The 13,539-nt window shown below is 70.3% G+C and carries 11 protein-coding genes; 9 read left to right on the forward strand and 2 right to left on the reverse strand.

The window, feature by feature from the left end:
* Nucleotides 1-33 precede the first annotated feature (33 nt).
* Nucleotides 34-3,792 carry a tetratricopeptide repeat protein gene (locus BLTE_RS02725; RefSeq protein WP_126397393.1) on the forward strand — a complete coding sequence of 1,253 codons (3,759 nt, stop codon included), beginning with the start codon at nucleotides 34-36 and terminating at the stop codon, nucleotides 3,790-3,792.
* A 120-nt stretch (nucleotides 3,793-3,912) separates the two neighbouring features.
* Here BLTE_RS02725 and fliP read toward each other — a convergent pair whose 3' ends face one another.
* Entirely contained in the window at nucleotides 3,913-4,638 is a 726-nt protein-coding gene (fliP, locus tag BLTE_RS02730; protein WP_126402012.1) for a flagellar type III secretion system pore protein FliP, read from the reverse strand.
* A 2-nt stretch (nucleotides 4,639-4,640) separates the two neighbouring features.
* Nucleotides 4,641-5,843 (reverse strand): flagellar biosynthetic protein FliO, encoded by a 1,203-nt coding sequence (locus tag BLTE_RS02735; protein WP_126397395.1) that lies wholly within the window; start codon nucleotides 5,841-5,843, stop codon nucleotides 4,641-4,643.
* A 255-nt stretch (nucleotides 5,844-6,098) separates the two neighbouring features.
* Here BLTE_RS02735 and flgB point away from each other — a divergent pair, with 255 nt between their 5' ends.
* From flgB to BLTE_RS02775, 8 genes are all read left to right on the forward strand, one after another.
* Nucleotides 6,099-6,512 (forward strand): flagellar basal body rod protein FlgB, encoded by a 414-nt coding sequence (gene flgB, locus BLTE_RS02740; protein WP_126397397.1) that lies wholly within the window; start codon nucleotides 6,099-6,101, stop codon nucleotides 6,510-6,512.
* Between the two features lie 12 nt (nucleotides 6,513-6,524).
* On the forward strand, nucleotides 6,525-6,935 hold the full coding sequence (gene flgC / locus BLTE_RS02745; protein ID WP_126397399.1) for a flagellar basal body rod protein FlgC: 411 nt from the start codon (nucleotides 6,525-6,527) through the stop codon (nucleotides 6,933-6,935).
* Between the two features lie 105 nt (nucleotides 6,936-7,040).
* Complete coding sequence (fliE, locus tag BLTE_RS02750) at nucleotides 7,041-7,376, forward strand: flagellar hook-basal body complex protein FliE (RefSeq protein ID WP_126397401.1); 336 nt, start codon at nucleotides 7,041-7,043, stop codon at nucleotides 7,374-7,376.
* Nucleotides 7,377-7,508: 132 nt separating this feature from the next.
* Nucleotides 7,509-7,775 (forward strand): flagellar biosynthesis protein FliQ, encoded by a 267-nt coding sequence (gene fliQ / locus BLTE_RS02755; RefSeq protein ID WP_126397403.1) that lies wholly within the window; start codon nucleotides 7,509-7,511, stop codon nucleotides 7,773-7,775.
* A 46-nt stretch (nucleotides 7,776-7,821) separates the two neighbouring features.
* On the forward strand, nucleotides 7,822-8,589 hold the full coding sequence (gene fliR / locus BLTE_RS02760; RefSeq protein WP_126397405.1) for a flagellar biosynthetic protein FliR: 768 nt from the start codon (nucleotides 7,822-7,824) through the stop codon (nucleotides 8,587-8,589).
* Between the two features lie 12 nt (nucleotides 8,590-8,601).
* Nucleotides 8,602-9,675 (forward strand): flagellar biosynthesis protein FlhB, encoded by a 1,074-nt coding sequence (flhB, locus tag BLTE_RS02765; protein ID WP_126397407.1) that lies wholly within the window; start codon nucleotides 8,602-8,604, stop codon nucleotides 9,673-9,675.
* Nucleotides 9,676-10,018: 343 nt separating this feature from the next.
* The gene (cckA, locus tag BLTE_RS02770; protein WP_126402013.1) at nucleotides 10,019-12,514 is read left to right on the forward strand and encodes a cell cycle histidine kinase CckA; all 2,496 of its coding nucleotides are present in this window, start codon (nucleotides 10,019-10,021) and stop codon (nucleotides 12,512-12,514) included.
* A 218-nt stretch (nucleotides 12,515-12,732) separates the two neighbouring features.
* On the forward strand, nucleotides 12,733-13,176 hold the full coding sequence (locus BLTE_RS02775) for a cache domain-containing protein (protein WP_126397409.1): 444 nt from the start codon (nucleotides 12,733-12,735) through the stop codon (nucleotides 13,174-13,176).
* Nucleotides 13,177-13,539: the final 363 nt, after the last annotated feature.

A 13,539-nucleotide genomic window follows, 5' to 3' on the forward strand; every position in this document is an offset into this window, starting at 1 on the left:
AACCACCCCGCCTAGTGTGCACGGATCGGGACGATGACGAGCGAGGCTGGGATGCTGGGCTTGGGCTGCAAAGCGCAGCGCCGCCGCCGCGGAGGGCAGGCCGCCGCATGGGGGAGGCTGCGCCTCCTGGCCATGCTCGGCGCCATGGTGCTCGTCGTGTCGGAGCCCGGCGCGTTCTTAAGCCCGGCGCACGCCCAGGAGCGCGTCAAGGCCGAGGTCGCCGGGCAGGTGGCCAACGGCTTCGCGCGGCTGGTCTTCACGTTCCAGGACATGGTGTCGCCGCAGGTGCAGGTCACCAACGGCATCGTCGTCATCACCACCGACCGGCCGATCAAGCTCTCGGCGGCGCGGGTCGACCGCCTGCCGGCCGAGCTGGGTGCGAGCTATCTATCGGCGGCGCGGGTCGATCCCGACGGCCGCGGCATCCGCATCGGGCTCGGGCGCAAGCTCACCGTCAACAGCATGGAGGCGGGCGAGAAGCTGTTCATCGACCTGTTGCCGGACGGCTGGCGCGGCCTGCCGCCGGGCCTGCCGCAGGAGGTAGTGGACGACCTCGCCAAGCGGGCACGGGAGGCCGAGCATCGCATCCGCCAGCTCGGCGACAGCGCCAAGCATCAGCGCCATGTCGTGCGGCTGCATCTGGCCGAGGCGCCGACCTTCTCGCGCTTCGCCTTCGACGTGCCGGCCGGCGTCGAGGTCCTGACCCATCGCGACGACACCGGCTACACCGTGCTGTTCCGCGGCGGCGACGTGGAGATCGAGCCCGGCGACACCAAGGGCCGGCTGCCGCCCAAGGTCGCCAGCCTCGACATCGATTACAGCGAGAACGGCGCCGCCGTGCGGCTGGCGCTGGATCCGGAGGTGGACGTGCGCGCCTTCCAGGAGGACCGCACGTTCTCGGTGGATGTGACGCCGCCCAAGGCGGCTCGGGCCGCTGCCGCCGCGGCGGCGCGCAAGGCGCAGGGCGGCCGCCCCGGCGCGCCGGGGCCGCACCCGCCCGAGCGCCAGCGCGGCGAGGGCGATGCCATCCCCATTCCGGCGCCGCCGGCGACCATGACGCCGCCCGTCGTCGAAGCACCCAAGGCCGAGCCCGGCAGGGCGTCCGGCGACAGCCGGCAGGCCGCGGCCGCGCCGCCCGCCACCGTGTCCGCCGCCCCGTCGCCTGCGCCGTCCACTGCGCCCGAGCCGGTGCTGGTGGATGTGGTGCCGCCCCTGCTGCCGGCACCGTCGCCTGCGACCACACCTGCGCCCACACCCGCAGCAGCACCTGCCTCCGCACCTGCGCCGGCACCTGCGCCGGCCGCCGCGTCCCTGCCTGCTGCCGCGCAACCGGCACCCGCTTCGGCCTCGCCGGCCGCGGAGGAGCGCACCGGCACGGTGGTGGCCGACATGGTCCGCCAGGGCAGCGTTCTCAAGCTCAGCTTCCCGTTCGCCGAGCCGACCGCGGCGGCGGTGTTCCGCCGCGGCGAGGTGCTGTGGCTGATCTTCGATAGCGAGAAGCCGATCGACGTCGATGCGCTGACCAAGGACAAGTCGGGCACGTTCCGCGATGTCCAGTCCACCGAGACGGGCGACGGCATCGTCGTGCGCATGCGCCTCGCCCGGCCGTGGGTGGTGGGCGCGGAAGGGCAGGGCTTCGCCTGGACCATCACGCTCGGCGACACCATCCTGGAGCCGACCCAGCCGATCGCCCCGAACCGTCTCTTGGTCGATGGCCGCTCGGTGCTGTCGCTGCCGCTGGAGGGCGCCCACCGCGTCCACCGGCTCACCGATCCGGATGCGGGCGACCTGATCCTGGCCGCCACCGCGCCGGGGCCGACGCGCGGCATCTCCCGCAACCAGGACTATGTCGAGTTCTCGCTGATCGCCACCACCCATGGCGTGGCCGTGCTGCCGGTGGCCGACGACATCGCCGTCGATGCGAACGGCAACCATGTGGCAGTGTCGCGGCCGTCCGGTCTGGTGCTGTCGGCGCCCGGCGCGGCCGGCGGCGGACATTCGATGATCGGCGCGCAGCCGGTGGCGCTCGATCCGCAATTGTGGGGGGCCGAGCGCACCCAGCCGTTCCAGCAGCGCCAAGCCGAGCTGATCGAGACGGCGGCCGATGCGGGCGAGGCCGGCCGGCAGGGGGCGCGGCTCAATCTGGCGCGGTTCTATCTGGCGAACGGCTTCGCAGCCGAGGCGCGCGGCGTGCTCGACACGATCATCGGCGACGGCGTGCCCTCCGACGATGCCGTGCCCTACCTCATGCGGTCGATGGCCTGGATGGAGCTCGGCCGCAATGCCGAGGCGATGAAGGATCTGGCGCATCCGCTGCTCGCCACCTCGCTCGATGCGGCGGCGCTGCGGGGCATCGTCCATGTCCATGAGGGCCGCTGGCGCGAGGCGCGCGAGAATTTCGCCGCCGCGGCCGGCGTGGTCGGCACGCTGCCGATCGACATGCAGCGGCGAATGGTGCTGGCGGCGACGCGCGCGGCGTTGGAGATGGGCGATTTCCGCGAGGCGGCGCGGGTCTTCGCCGAATTCGAGACGATCGGCGTGCCGGACGAGCTTGCCGCCGAGGTGGCGGTGCTGGCCGGCCGCATCGCCGAACACGACGGCAAGACCGACGAGGCGCTCGTCGCCTATGAGCGGGCCGAGCGCGCGAAGGAGGGCCCGGCCGCCGCCGAGGCGCGTTTCCGTGTCCTGGCGGCCCGGCTCGGCGCCGGCAAGATCAGCCGCGATCAGGCGATCAACGAGCTCGAAGGCTTCACCGTGATGTGGCGCGGCGACCGCACCGAGGCCGAGGCGCTGGGCCTGCTCGGCCGGCTCTATGTCGACGCCAACCGCCACCGCGATGCGTTCCGCACGCTGGAGGCGGCGACGATCTCGCATCCGACGTCCGACGTCATCCGCGCGCTGCAGCAGACCATGACCGGCGCCTTCGCCGACCTGTTCCTGGAGCAGCGCGGCGAGGAGCTGTCGGCGCTGGAGGCGCTCGGCATCTTCTACGACTATTCGGAACTGGTGCCGGTCGGCCGCCGCGGCGACGAGATGATCCGCCGCCTCGCCGACCGGCTGATCTCGGTCGATCTCCTGGAGCAGGCGAGCGAGCTTCTGCAGCATCAGGTCGACAAGCGCCTGCAGGGCGCGGCGCGGGCGCAGGTCGCCGCCAAGCTCGCCATGGTGCAGCTCAAGAACCGCAAGCCGGACAAGGCGCTGCGCACGCTGCGCGCCACCAGCCTGGCCGAGCTGCCGAGCGACATCCGCGAGCAGCGCCTGCTGCTGGAGGCCCGCGCCACCTCCGAGACCGGGCGCCACGAGCTTGCGCTCGAACTGCTGGAAGGGCTGCGCGGCAAGGACGTGGACCGGCTGCGCGCCGACATCCTGTGGGCGGGCAAGCGCTACGCCGAATCCGCCGAGGCGATCGAGCGCGCCTATGGCGACCGCTGGCAGAGCTTCGCGCCGCTCGCCGACCACGAGCGCCACGACATCCTCAAGGCGGCGGTCGGCTACGCGCTCGGCGACGACAGGCTCGGCCTCGACCGCTTCCGCAGCCGCTACGCCGCCAAGATGGCCGACAGCCCGGACCGCGCCGCCTTCGAGGCGGTGTCGACCTCGTTCGGCCTCGATGCCACCGACTTCAAGGACATCGCCCGCGCGGTCTCCTCGGTCGATTCGCTCGACCGCTTCCTGCGCGACTACCGCGCCCGCTATGGCGACGACAAGACGCCGGAGGGCGGGCCCGAGGCGCCGCAGCCGGCTGCGCCGCCTCCGCGCCAGAGCCAGGCCCCGGCGCCGGCGCGCGGCTGATACGGTTTCCGGTTGATCCCTTCGGGATACCGGAAACGGTCTCGCCGAAAACCCCTTGTTTGATAACGGGGGGGCGGCGATCGGAATACGGCTCGAAGGCCTGATCAGCCGGCGTTCGCGTCACACGCCGTAGCTCTTGACCAGCGAGCCGGCCACCAGATTCCAGCCGTCGACCAGCACGAAGAAGATCAGCTTGAACGGCAGCGACACCACGATCGGCGGCAGCATCATCATGCCCATCGACATCAGGATCGAGGCGACCACGAGGTCGATGACCAGGAAGGGCACGAACAGCAGGAAGCCGATCTCGAAGGCGCGGCGCAGTTCGGAGATCATGAAGGCCGGCATCAGCACCCGCAGAGACACCTGAGCCGGCTCGCTCGGCCGCGGGCCGCCGGCCAGATCCATGAACAGCGCCAAATCCTTCTCGCGGACATTGGCGAGCATGAAGGTCTTGAACGGCTCGGCCGTGCGCTCGAACGCCTGCTCGAGCGTGATCTCGTTCTGCGTCAGCGGCCGCAGGCCGGTCTGCCAGGCGCGTTCGAAGGTTGGCGCCATGACGAAGGCGGTGAGGAACAGCGCGAGGCTGACCATCACCGCATTGGGTGGCGCCGTACCGGTGCCGAGCGCCGAGCGCAGCAGCGACAGCACCACGACGATGCGGGTGAAGGACGTCGCCATCACCAGGATCGAGGGCGCGAGCGACATCACGCTGAGCAGGGCGATGAGCTGCACCGCCCGCTCGGTCACGCCCGCACCCTGTCCGAGGGTGATCGAGAAGTCCTGCGCCGCCGCCGGCTGAAGCGTGAGGACCACGACTCCGGCGGCGAGCGCCAGCCGACCCATGGTCACGGGCGGTTTCCGCCGCGGCCGAGCAGGCTCGCCATCTCGTCTTCCAGATTGTCGAACACCGTGCGGCCGGCCTTGTCGTCCGGCTCGGCCGGGGGCGTCGGCCCGGCGGCGGCTTGCGCCGGAGCCTCCGGTGCCGGTGTCGCCGCGGCGGGCGCAGCCGGGGCGCTCGGTGCCTCGGCGGCGGGTGCGGCCACGGTGGGAGCCGGAATAGTCGGGGCCGGAATAGTTGGGGCCGGTGCGGCCGCAGGCGTGGCGGGCGCCGTCGAGACGCTTGGTGCGGCAACGATCGGCGCGGCGACGGTCGGCGTCGCGATGGTGGGCGGTGCGACCGCTGGCGCGGCCGGCGCAGGCGGCGTCGTTGCCGGCGGCGCGGCGGGCAGGATCACCCGCGGCTCAAGCCGCGGCTCCGGCGCAGGCGGGGTGGCCGGGGCTGCCGCCGGCTGCGGGCGGATGTCGCCGAGCGGCTTGCGCGCGGCGGGCTCGGCCCGCGTCGGCTGCAGCAGCCGTTCGAGCTCGGTGAATTCGGGCGGCGGCGGGGTCGGCGACAGCGGGCGCAGGCCCGGCGCCGGGGCGGCAGGCGCGGCCGGCTCGGGGCGCTGGGGCGTCGTCAGCGAGCGCAGGATGGATTCGGCGCGGGTTGCCGGTTCCGGCGTGCGCGCCGGGGCGGCACGGGGCGGCGCCTCCGGGCGGGCGGGCGGCTCCGGGCGCTCGCGGCGCAACGGCATCTCGGTGCGCGGCGGCAGGTCCGGCCGGGCGGGGGCGGCGAGCGGTTCGGCCGGCAGGGCGGGCGGCACGGCGCCGGGCATCTGGGGGGCAGGCATCTGGGGGGCGGCCATCTGGGGGCCGGCGCCGGCGCGCGCCTCGGCATAGGCGTCGCGGGCCTGTGTCCCTTCGCGCTGCGGCGGCGCGCTGCGGATGATGCCGGTCTCGATCACCACGTCGGTCGGCCCGCCGATCATGATGAGATGCTCGACATTGTCGCGGCGGATCAGCACCAGCCGGCGCCTGGCGTCGACCACGGCATGGTCGAGCACGCCCAGCCGCGGCATGCGTCCGCGCCCGCCGCTGCCGCCGGCGGCGGTGCCGCCGCCGAGCTTGCGCACCAGGAACAGCGTGCCGCCGAGCAGGCCGAGGACGAACAGGAGTGCGGCCAGATATTTCAGGAAGGTGCCCAGTTCGACACCCAGGATATCGGACATGGTTTCCTCCCGGAGGATTTTCGCGCGCAATGTCCACCCGCGCGCGGACAGCTTAATGCCGAGCGGCAAACCTTGCCCGGCGCAGGCTTAAGAACTGATGAAGAAACGTGACGTTCCCAAGGCAGGCCGCTCAGCAAACACACGATTCTGTCCCGGCCGGCAATCGGCCGGCCACGTATGTTAACTCCAAATTAACCATTCGGCCGGCAAATTGTGCCCGGATAGGCGCCAAGTTGCGCCGATGAGGACCGAGCGATGATTCTGGCCGATGTCCCCCTGGTCGGCATGTTGAAGACCCGCATGGGCTGGCTGCAGTCGCGCCAGCGCGTGCTGGCGCAGAACGTTGCCCATGCCGACACGCCGGGCTTCCGCGCCCGCGACCTCGAACCTGTCGACTTCAAGAAGATCCTGACCCAGGTGCCGATGCAGCGGACGGCGATGGCGGTCACCAATCCCGAGCACATCGCCGGGGCGGCGAGCGTCGAGACCGACCGGTTCGGGCAGCCGCGCGCCTCGGGGAAATTCGAGATCCGTCCCAGCGGCAACGCGGTGGCGCTCGAAGAAGAGATGATGAAGGTCGCCCAGACCCAGTTGGACTACCAGACGGCGACCTCGCTTTATTCTCGCAGTCTCGGCCTGATCAAGACGGCGCTGGGCAAGACGAAATAGGGGTAGGGCGCCATGGACTTCATGAAATCTCTCAGCATTGCGGCTTCCGGACTGCGGACGCAGGCCGGCCGCATGCGGATCATCGCCGAGAACCTTGCCAACGCCAATTCGACCGCGGGCGCGTCCGGCGGCGAGCCCTATCGGCGCAAGGTGCCGACGTTCCAGGCGAAATTCGACCGCGATCTCGAGGCGCAGGTCGTCACGCTCGGGCGGGTGCAGCGCGACAAGAGCTCGTTCATCAGCCGCTACGAGCCCGGGCACCCGGCCGCCGACGGCCGCGGCTACGTCCAATATCCCAATGTGAATTCGCTGATCGAAACGGCCGACCTGAAGGAAGCGCAGCGGAGCTACGAGGCGAACCTCAACGTCGTTTCCGCCACCCGGCGGATGATCTCGCGAACTCTCGACCTGCTGCGTGTCTGAAGCAGGCTTCACCGCGTGTCCGATCGATCCGTTGCGTATTCGCCAGACCCGTCTCGTCCCCCGCCAGACCCGTTGCGTATCCGCTAGACTCTTGGAGCCCTCGCCATGTCGACTGCCAGCCTCGTCGCCAACGCCTACGCCGCCGCCGCCCGTGCCGCCAACACCGGTGATCATACCCGCATGCCGCTGCGCGACCACGGCGCCGGCCTGGACGATTCCACGTCCACCGGCTTCGGCGCGATGCTGGAGAACACGCTCGCCAACACCATGGCCGCCGGCCGCGCCAGCGAGCACAAGGCGCAGGCGCTGGTGGCCGGCAAGGCCGATCTCGTCGACGTCGTCACCGCGGTCGCCGAGACCGAGGTCGCCATCGAATCGCTGGTGTCGATCCGCGACAAGGTGATCCAGGCCTACCAGGAAATCATGCAGATGCCGATCTGATCTGCGCCGGCACGCTGGAGCGTCATCCGATCTGACCGTATCGGATCGGACACTCCAAGTTCTTGGTTTGTCGCATTCTCTCTCGCAAGACCTGTGCCCACTTTTGCGGAGAATGCTCTGGAGGGCCGCGCCATGACCGGACCGGAAGTGCTCGACGTGGCGCGCGACGGCATCCTCACGCTGCTGTGGGTCTGCGCGCCGATGATGCTGGCGGGACTCGCCGTCGGCGTCGTAATCTCGCTGCTGCAGGCGCTGACCCAGATCCAGGAGATGACGCTGGTCTTCGTGCCGAAGATCATCGCCATGTTCTCGGTCATGCTGGTGGTGCTGCCGTTCATGGGCGACATGATGTCGGCCCACATGGCGCGGGTGGCAGCCCACATCATCGCCGGACATTGAGGGCGCGGCACGTCGGGCCGCAACGGGCGGAAGGCGGCGCTGCGCAATGACGGTCAGCCTCACGTTCCTGCCGGTGGTTGCCGCCGCCTTTGTGCTGATGTTCGCCCGGATGGGCACGCTGATGATGCTGCTGCCGGCGTTCGGCGAGCGCAACATCCCGGTGCGGATCCGCCTCGCGGCCGCGGTGCTGATGACCTTCATGCTGTTTCCGCTGCACCGGGACGCCTATCAGGTCGAGCTGTCCGGCTTCGGGCCGCTGGTGTTCATGCTGTTCGGCGAGCTCGCCATCGGCTTCGTGCTGGGGCTTGCGGCCCGCGTCGCCATGGCATCGCTGCAGGTGGCCGGCACGGTGATCGCCAACCAGCTCGGGCTGGGGTTCGTCACCGCGGTCGATCCGACCCAGGCGCAGCAGGGGGCTCTGCTCGGCACGTTCCTGGCGCTGCTCGGCGTCACGCTGGTGTTCGCGAGCGACCTGCACTATGTAGCCATCGCCGCCATCGCCAACAGCTACAAGGTGTTCGCGCCCGGTGTGCCGCCGCTCACCGGCGACGCGCTGCAATTGTCGGTGCGGATGGTCGCCGACGCCTTCCGCATCGGCGTGCAGATTTCCGCGCCGTTCCTGCTGTTCGGGATGGTGTTCAATGTCGGGCTGGGGCTCCTGGCGCGGCTGATGCCGCAGCTTCAGGTGTATTTCCTCGCCATGCCGCTGTCGATCTTCGCCGGCTTCGCGATCCTGCTGGCGCTGGTCGGGGCGATGATGGGCGTCTATGTCGATTTCCTCGGCGGCGTGCTCGCCATGCTGGCCGGGCGCTGAGGGGAGGCCGCCATGGCCGAGAGCGGCGACGATACCGAACGCACGGAAGAGCCGACCCCAAAGCGAATAGAAGAGGCGATCGAGCGCGGCGACGTCGCCAAGAGCCAGGAGGTCAACACTTGGTTCGTGCTCAGCGCCGGGGCGCTGATGCTGCTGATGTTCGGCCCCAGCACCGCCGAAAGCCTGACGGCCAGCTTCCGCGGCATCCTCGCCAACGCCGCCACCGTCCCGGCCGATGCCGGCGGGTTGACGCGCTTCGTCGTCCAGGTGGCGGTCGAGACGGCGCAGGCGGTCGCCCTGCCGCTGATGATGATGGCGCTGGCCGGTGTCGCCTCCAACATTGTCCAGCACCGCCTGCTGTGGACCACCGAGCCGATCACGCCCAAGCTGTCCAAGATCTCGCCGATCAACGGGCTGAAGCGCGTGTTCGGCAAGGAGGCGCTGGTCCAGTTCGTCAAGGGGTTGGTCAAGATCGCCATCGTCGGCGGCGTGCTGTACGCCATCCTGTGGCCGCAGCGCGAACGGCTGGCGCTGGTGGTGGCCTCCGACCTCGCGACGCTGCCGGAACTGGCGCTTGCGCTGTCGCTCAAGCTGTTCATCGGCGTCATCGCGGTGATGACGGTCGTCGCGGTGCTCGACTATCTCTATCAGTGGACGAGCTGGCGCAAGCGGCTGCGCATGAGCCTGCGCGAGATCCGCGAGGAGTTCAAGCAGAGCGAAGGCGATCCCCACGTCAAGGCGCGAATCAAGTCGATCCGCCAGAGCCGCATGAAGAAGCGGATGATCGCCCAGGTGCCCAAGGCCTCGGTGGTGATCACCAACCCCACCCACTACGCGGTGGCGCTGCAGTACGAGAAGGGCATGACGGCGCCGGTGTGCGTGGCCAAGGGCCTGGACGCGCTGGCGCTGCGCATCCGCGAGGAGGCCGAGAAGCACGACATTCCGGTGGTCGAGAACCCGCCGCTGGCCCGCGCCCTGCACGCCAGCGTCGGCCTCGACGAGGAGATCACGCCCGAGCACTACAAGGCGGTGGCGGAAGTGATCGGCTACGTGCTCAGCCTGCGCCGGCGCTGGCGGCCGTCCTGACCGGATGGCGGCCGGGCACGGGCGGCGCGCGACCCGATTCCACTCGGGCGGATTGTGCGCTAGAGCACGGCGCAGGGTGAACGGCGGGGGAACTTGCCGGCGACCGCCCGGCGCAGACGGGGGCGCCGGAAAGCGGCGCAGGGCAGGGGTTCAGGACTGGGGCTCAAGGCAGGAGCCTCGGCCGTTGCCGGCCTGCCCCGGCGGGTCGGCAGGATGAGCGTAATCGTTTATCGTATTTTTTGTCGGATTCCTTGCGCAAGACCGGCTCCCGGACGTGCGGAGACTGCGCGAGTGCCGTCGAAAGGGGCGGGTCGTGACCATCGGTGACGAAAGAAACGGCGAGATGCTGGAGGCCGTCGACAGGAGCGATGCCGCCGGCTCCATCGGTCTCGTCGTGGTGATCGCGCTGGCGATGGTCGCGGCGGTGGTGTCCTTCCTGTTCATCGGCCGCGACGATGCCGAGCCGTGGGTGGTCGGGCTCCTGGCGCTGCTGGCGGTGATGGGCGTGTTCGCGCTGTTCGCGGTGGCCGCCGGCATCCTGCAGTTCGCCGGCAAGTCGGGCCGGTTCGACCTGACCAAGGCGCTGATCGACGGCTCGGCCGAGGGCACGGTGGTGGTCGATCCCTCGGGCCGCGTGCTCTACGCCAATGCCGCCTATCTGGAGTTGGCCGGGGCGACCTCGGCCGACGACGTGGTGCCGGTCGAGCGGCTCTACACCTCCGAGCCGGAGGTGGCGGAGGTGATCTACCGCCTCGCCCAGGCGGCCCGCGCCGGCCGGGCGGCCTCGGAGGAGGTGCGGGCGGCGGGCCGCAAGGGCGAAACCGGGCGCTGGCTGCGGCTGAAGGTGCGCCCGGCCGGAGCGCAGGGGCGGCTCGCCAAGCTCATCGCCTGGACGGTGGCCGACGTGACGCGCGAACGCCTGCGCCAGGAGGACGCCTACGTCCAGCTCCAGCAGGTGATCGACTATCTCGACCACGGCCCGGCCGGCTTCTTCTCGGCCGAGCCCGATGGCACCCTGGTCTATATCAATGCCACGCTGGCCGAATGGCTGGGCTACGACTTCGCCGAGGTGGCGACCGGCGGGCTGAAGGTCTCCGACATCCTGCCCGGCCCCGGCGTGGCGCTGCTGGCGCCGCAGCCCGGCAGTGCCGGCGAGGTCAAGACCGAGGTGATCGACATCGACCTCAAGCGCCGCAGCGGCGAGCCGCTGCCGGTGCGGCTCCACCACAAGGTGGCGGTGGCGCCGGACGGCACGGCGGGCGCCTCGCGCACGCTGGTGCTGGACCGCTCGCGCGGCCGGGCCGGCGCCGACCTCGCCCGCGCCGCCGAGGTGCGCTTCGCCCGCTTCTTCAACTCGACGCCGATGGCGATCGCCACCGTCGACCGGGTGGGGCGCATCGCCCGGGTGAACGCGCTGTTCGCGCGGCTGTTCGGCGGCCCGGTCGAGGTGCGCCCCGGCGGCGAGACGCGCTCGGTGCTGACCGGCATCGCCGAGGCCGACCGGCCGGCGCTGGAGGCGGCGATCAAGGCCGCCGCCGACGGCAAGGGCGACATCGCCCCCGTCGATGCCGGCATGCCGGGCGGGCGGGCGGTGCGCTTCTATGTGGTGCCGGTGGAGGAGGACGAGCGCGACCAGGAGGCCGCGATCGTCTACGCCATCGAGACCACCCAGCAGCGGGCGCTGGAAACCCAGGTGGCGCAGTCGCAGAAGATGACTGCGATCGGCCAGCTGGCCGGCGGCGTGGCGCACGACTTCAACAATGTGCTGACCGCCATCATCGGCCATGCCGACTTTCTGCTGGAGAGCCACCGGCCGACCGATCCGTCCTTCCAGGACATCATGCAGATCAAGCACAATGCCAACCGGGCGGCGGGCCTGGTGCGGCAGCTTCTCGCCTTCTCGCGCCGCCAGACCCTGCGCCCGCAGGTGATCCAGCTCGGCGACGCGATGAGCGAGGTCACCATGCTGCTGCGGCGGCTGCTGGGCGAGACGGTGAGCCTCGACATCCGGCACGGGCGCGACCTTTGGCCGGTCTATATCGACGTCAACCAGTTCGAGCAGGTGATCGTCAATCTGTCGGTCAATGCCCGCGACGCCATGCCGACCGGCGGCAAGCTGACCGTGCGTACCGCCAACGTGCCGGCCGCCGAGACCAAGACCTTCGGCGACCCTCAGCTTCCCTCGGCCGATTTCGTGCTGGTCGAGGTGACCGACACCGGCACCGGCATGCCGCCGGAGATCCTCGACAAGATTTTCGATCCCTTCTTCACCACCAAGGAGGTGGGCAAGGGCACCGGGCTCGGCCTGTCGACGGTCTACGGCATCGTCAAGCAGACCGGCGGCCACGTCTCCTGCGACTCCAGGGTCGGGGTCGGCACCACCTTCCGCATCTTCCTGCCGCGCCACATCGCCACCGAGGCGCCGGTGGCGGCGGAGGAGCCGGCCCAGGCCAAGGCCGCCGACCTCACCGGGCGCGGCACCATCCTCTTGGTCGAGGACGAGGATTCGGTGCGGGCGTTCGGCTCGCGGGCGCTGACCTCGCGCGGCTACACCGTGCTGCAGGCGGCCTCCGGCATCGAGGCGCTGGAACTGTTCGCCGACCATGACGGTTCGATCGACCTCGTGGTCTCCGACGTGGTGATGCCGGAGATGGACGGGCCGACCCTGCTGCGCGAGCTGCGCAGCCGCCGGCCCGACCTCAAGGTGATCTTCGTCTCCGGCTATGCCGAGGACGCCTTCCGCAAGAACCTGCCCGAGGGCGAGCAGTTCGCCTTCCTGCCCAAGCCCTTCACGCTGAAGCAGCTGGTCGAGGCGGTGAAGGAGACGATGGCGGCGTGAGGGCGGCCGGTTCGGGTCCAGGAGTGGGGCCCATGAGGCGGGCCCATGCGCCGAACGGGTCAGGCGAGGCCCATGAGCCGCGGTTCACATGAGCCGTGCCTGCGGCGGCCGGCACGCGACCAAAGACGCAGATGCCTTCCCGATAGTTTCGTTTAGGATCGGTTCGCCCCCGCAGGCGAAGAACTGCGATCAAAAACGAACCAATAGGGAGTCACGCGATGAAATCAGGACGTCTCGCTCTGGCCGCCGCCTTTGCGCTCGCGCTTTCCGTGCCGGCCTATGCGGCCGACTTCGGCACCGCTGCCGAGGCCAAGGCCATGCTGGAGAAGGCGGTCACCGCGCTGAAGGCCGACAAGGCCAAGGCGCTCGCCGAGTTCGCCAAGGGCGAGGGCGGGTTCAAGGACCGCGACCTCTATCCGTTCTGTGGCGGTCCGGACGGCAACTTCACCGCGCATCCGACGCTCACCGGCAAGAGCCTGAAGGACCTCAAGGACAAGACCGGCAAGGCGCTGGGCGAGCAGATCTACGCCGTCGCGGCCGAGGGCAAGATCAGCGAAGTCGACTATATGTGGCCGCGGCCGGGCACCACCGATCCGGTGCAGAAGGTGTCGTTCGTCACCAAGGTCGGCGACCAGACCTGCGCCGTCGGCTACTACAAGTGATGAAAACGGCCCCAGCCGCCAGCGCGTGGGGCCTTTGAGCCTCGCGGATTTTCTCGGAATCAGGGATTTCGAGAAAATCCGCGATCGGCGTTAAGGCCGGCCTTCTGGCCGGTCTCCTCCTCCCTCGCCATGGCGGCGGAGCCCTGCGCCCCGGCCAGACGCCCTCCTGGCGTGCCGTTTCGCGCGTGGGCCTGCGGCGCCGACGCCGGCTTCCCAAGACTCTCAGCGGCCGTCGTCGTGGCCGGGACGTTGCCTGGGCGTTGGCGTGTGTTGCCGGCGCCGGGACGGCAATCCGACGGCAACCGCCGCACGTGGGGGCCGGGATTCCGAGTCGTCCAGGGCAAATCCAGTTCATGGGTTAGC

The sequence above is a fragment of the Blastochloris tepida genome (assembly GCF_003966715.1).
GTDB classification, from domain to species: Bacteria; Pseudomonadota; Alphaproteobacteria; order Rhizobiales; family Xanthobacteraceae; genus Blastochloris; species Blastochloris tepida.

What these genes read in the sequence shown, in the direction of transcription:
- BLTE_RS02725 (WP_126397393.1), top strand. Translation starts at nt 34, where the DNA reads ATGACGAGCGAGGCTGGGATGCTGGGCTTGGGCTGCAAAGCGCAGCGC.
- fliP (WP_126402012.1), bottom strand. Translation starts at nt 4,638, where the DNA reads ATGGGTCGGCTGGCGCTCGCCGCCGGAGTCGTGGTCCTCACGCTTCAG.
- BLTE_RS02735 (WP_126397395.1), bottom strand. Translation starts at nt 5,843, where the DNA reads ATGTCCGATATCCTGGGTGTCGAACTGGGCACCTTCCTGAAATATCTG.
- flgB (WP_126397397.1), top strand. Translation starts at nt 6,099, where the DNA reads ATGATTCTGGCCGATGTCCCCCTGGTCGGCATGTTGAAGACCCGCATG.
- flgC (WP_126397399.1), top strand. Translation starts at nt 6,525, where the DNA reads ATGGACTTCATGAAATCTCTCAGCATTGCGGCTTCCGGACTGCGGACG.
- fliE (WP_126397401.1), top strand. Translation starts at nt 7,041, where the DNA reads ATGTCGACTGCCAGCCTCGTCGCCAACGCCTACGCCGCCGCCGCCCGT.
- fliQ (WP_126397403.1), top strand. Translation starts at nt 7,509, where the DNA reads ATGACCGGACCGGAAGTGCTCGACGTGGCGCGCGACGGCATCCTCACG.
- fliR (WP_126397405.1), top strand. Translation starts at nt 7,822, where the DNA reads ATGACGGTCAGCCTCACGTTCCTGCCGGTGGTTGCCGCCGCCTTTGTG.
- flhB (WP_126397407.1), top strand. Translation starts at nt 8,602, where the DNA reads ATGGCCGAGAGCGGCGACGATACCGAACGCACGGAAGAGCCGACCCCA.
- cckA (WP_126402013.1), top strand. Translation starts at nt 10,019, where the DNA reads ATGCTGGAGGCCGTCGACAGGAGCGATGCCGCCGGCTCCATCGGTCTC.
- BLTE_RS02775 (WP_126397409.1), top strand. Translation starts at nt 12,733, where the DNA reads ATGAAATCAGGACGTCTCGCTCTGGCCGCCGCCTTTGCGCTCGCGCTT.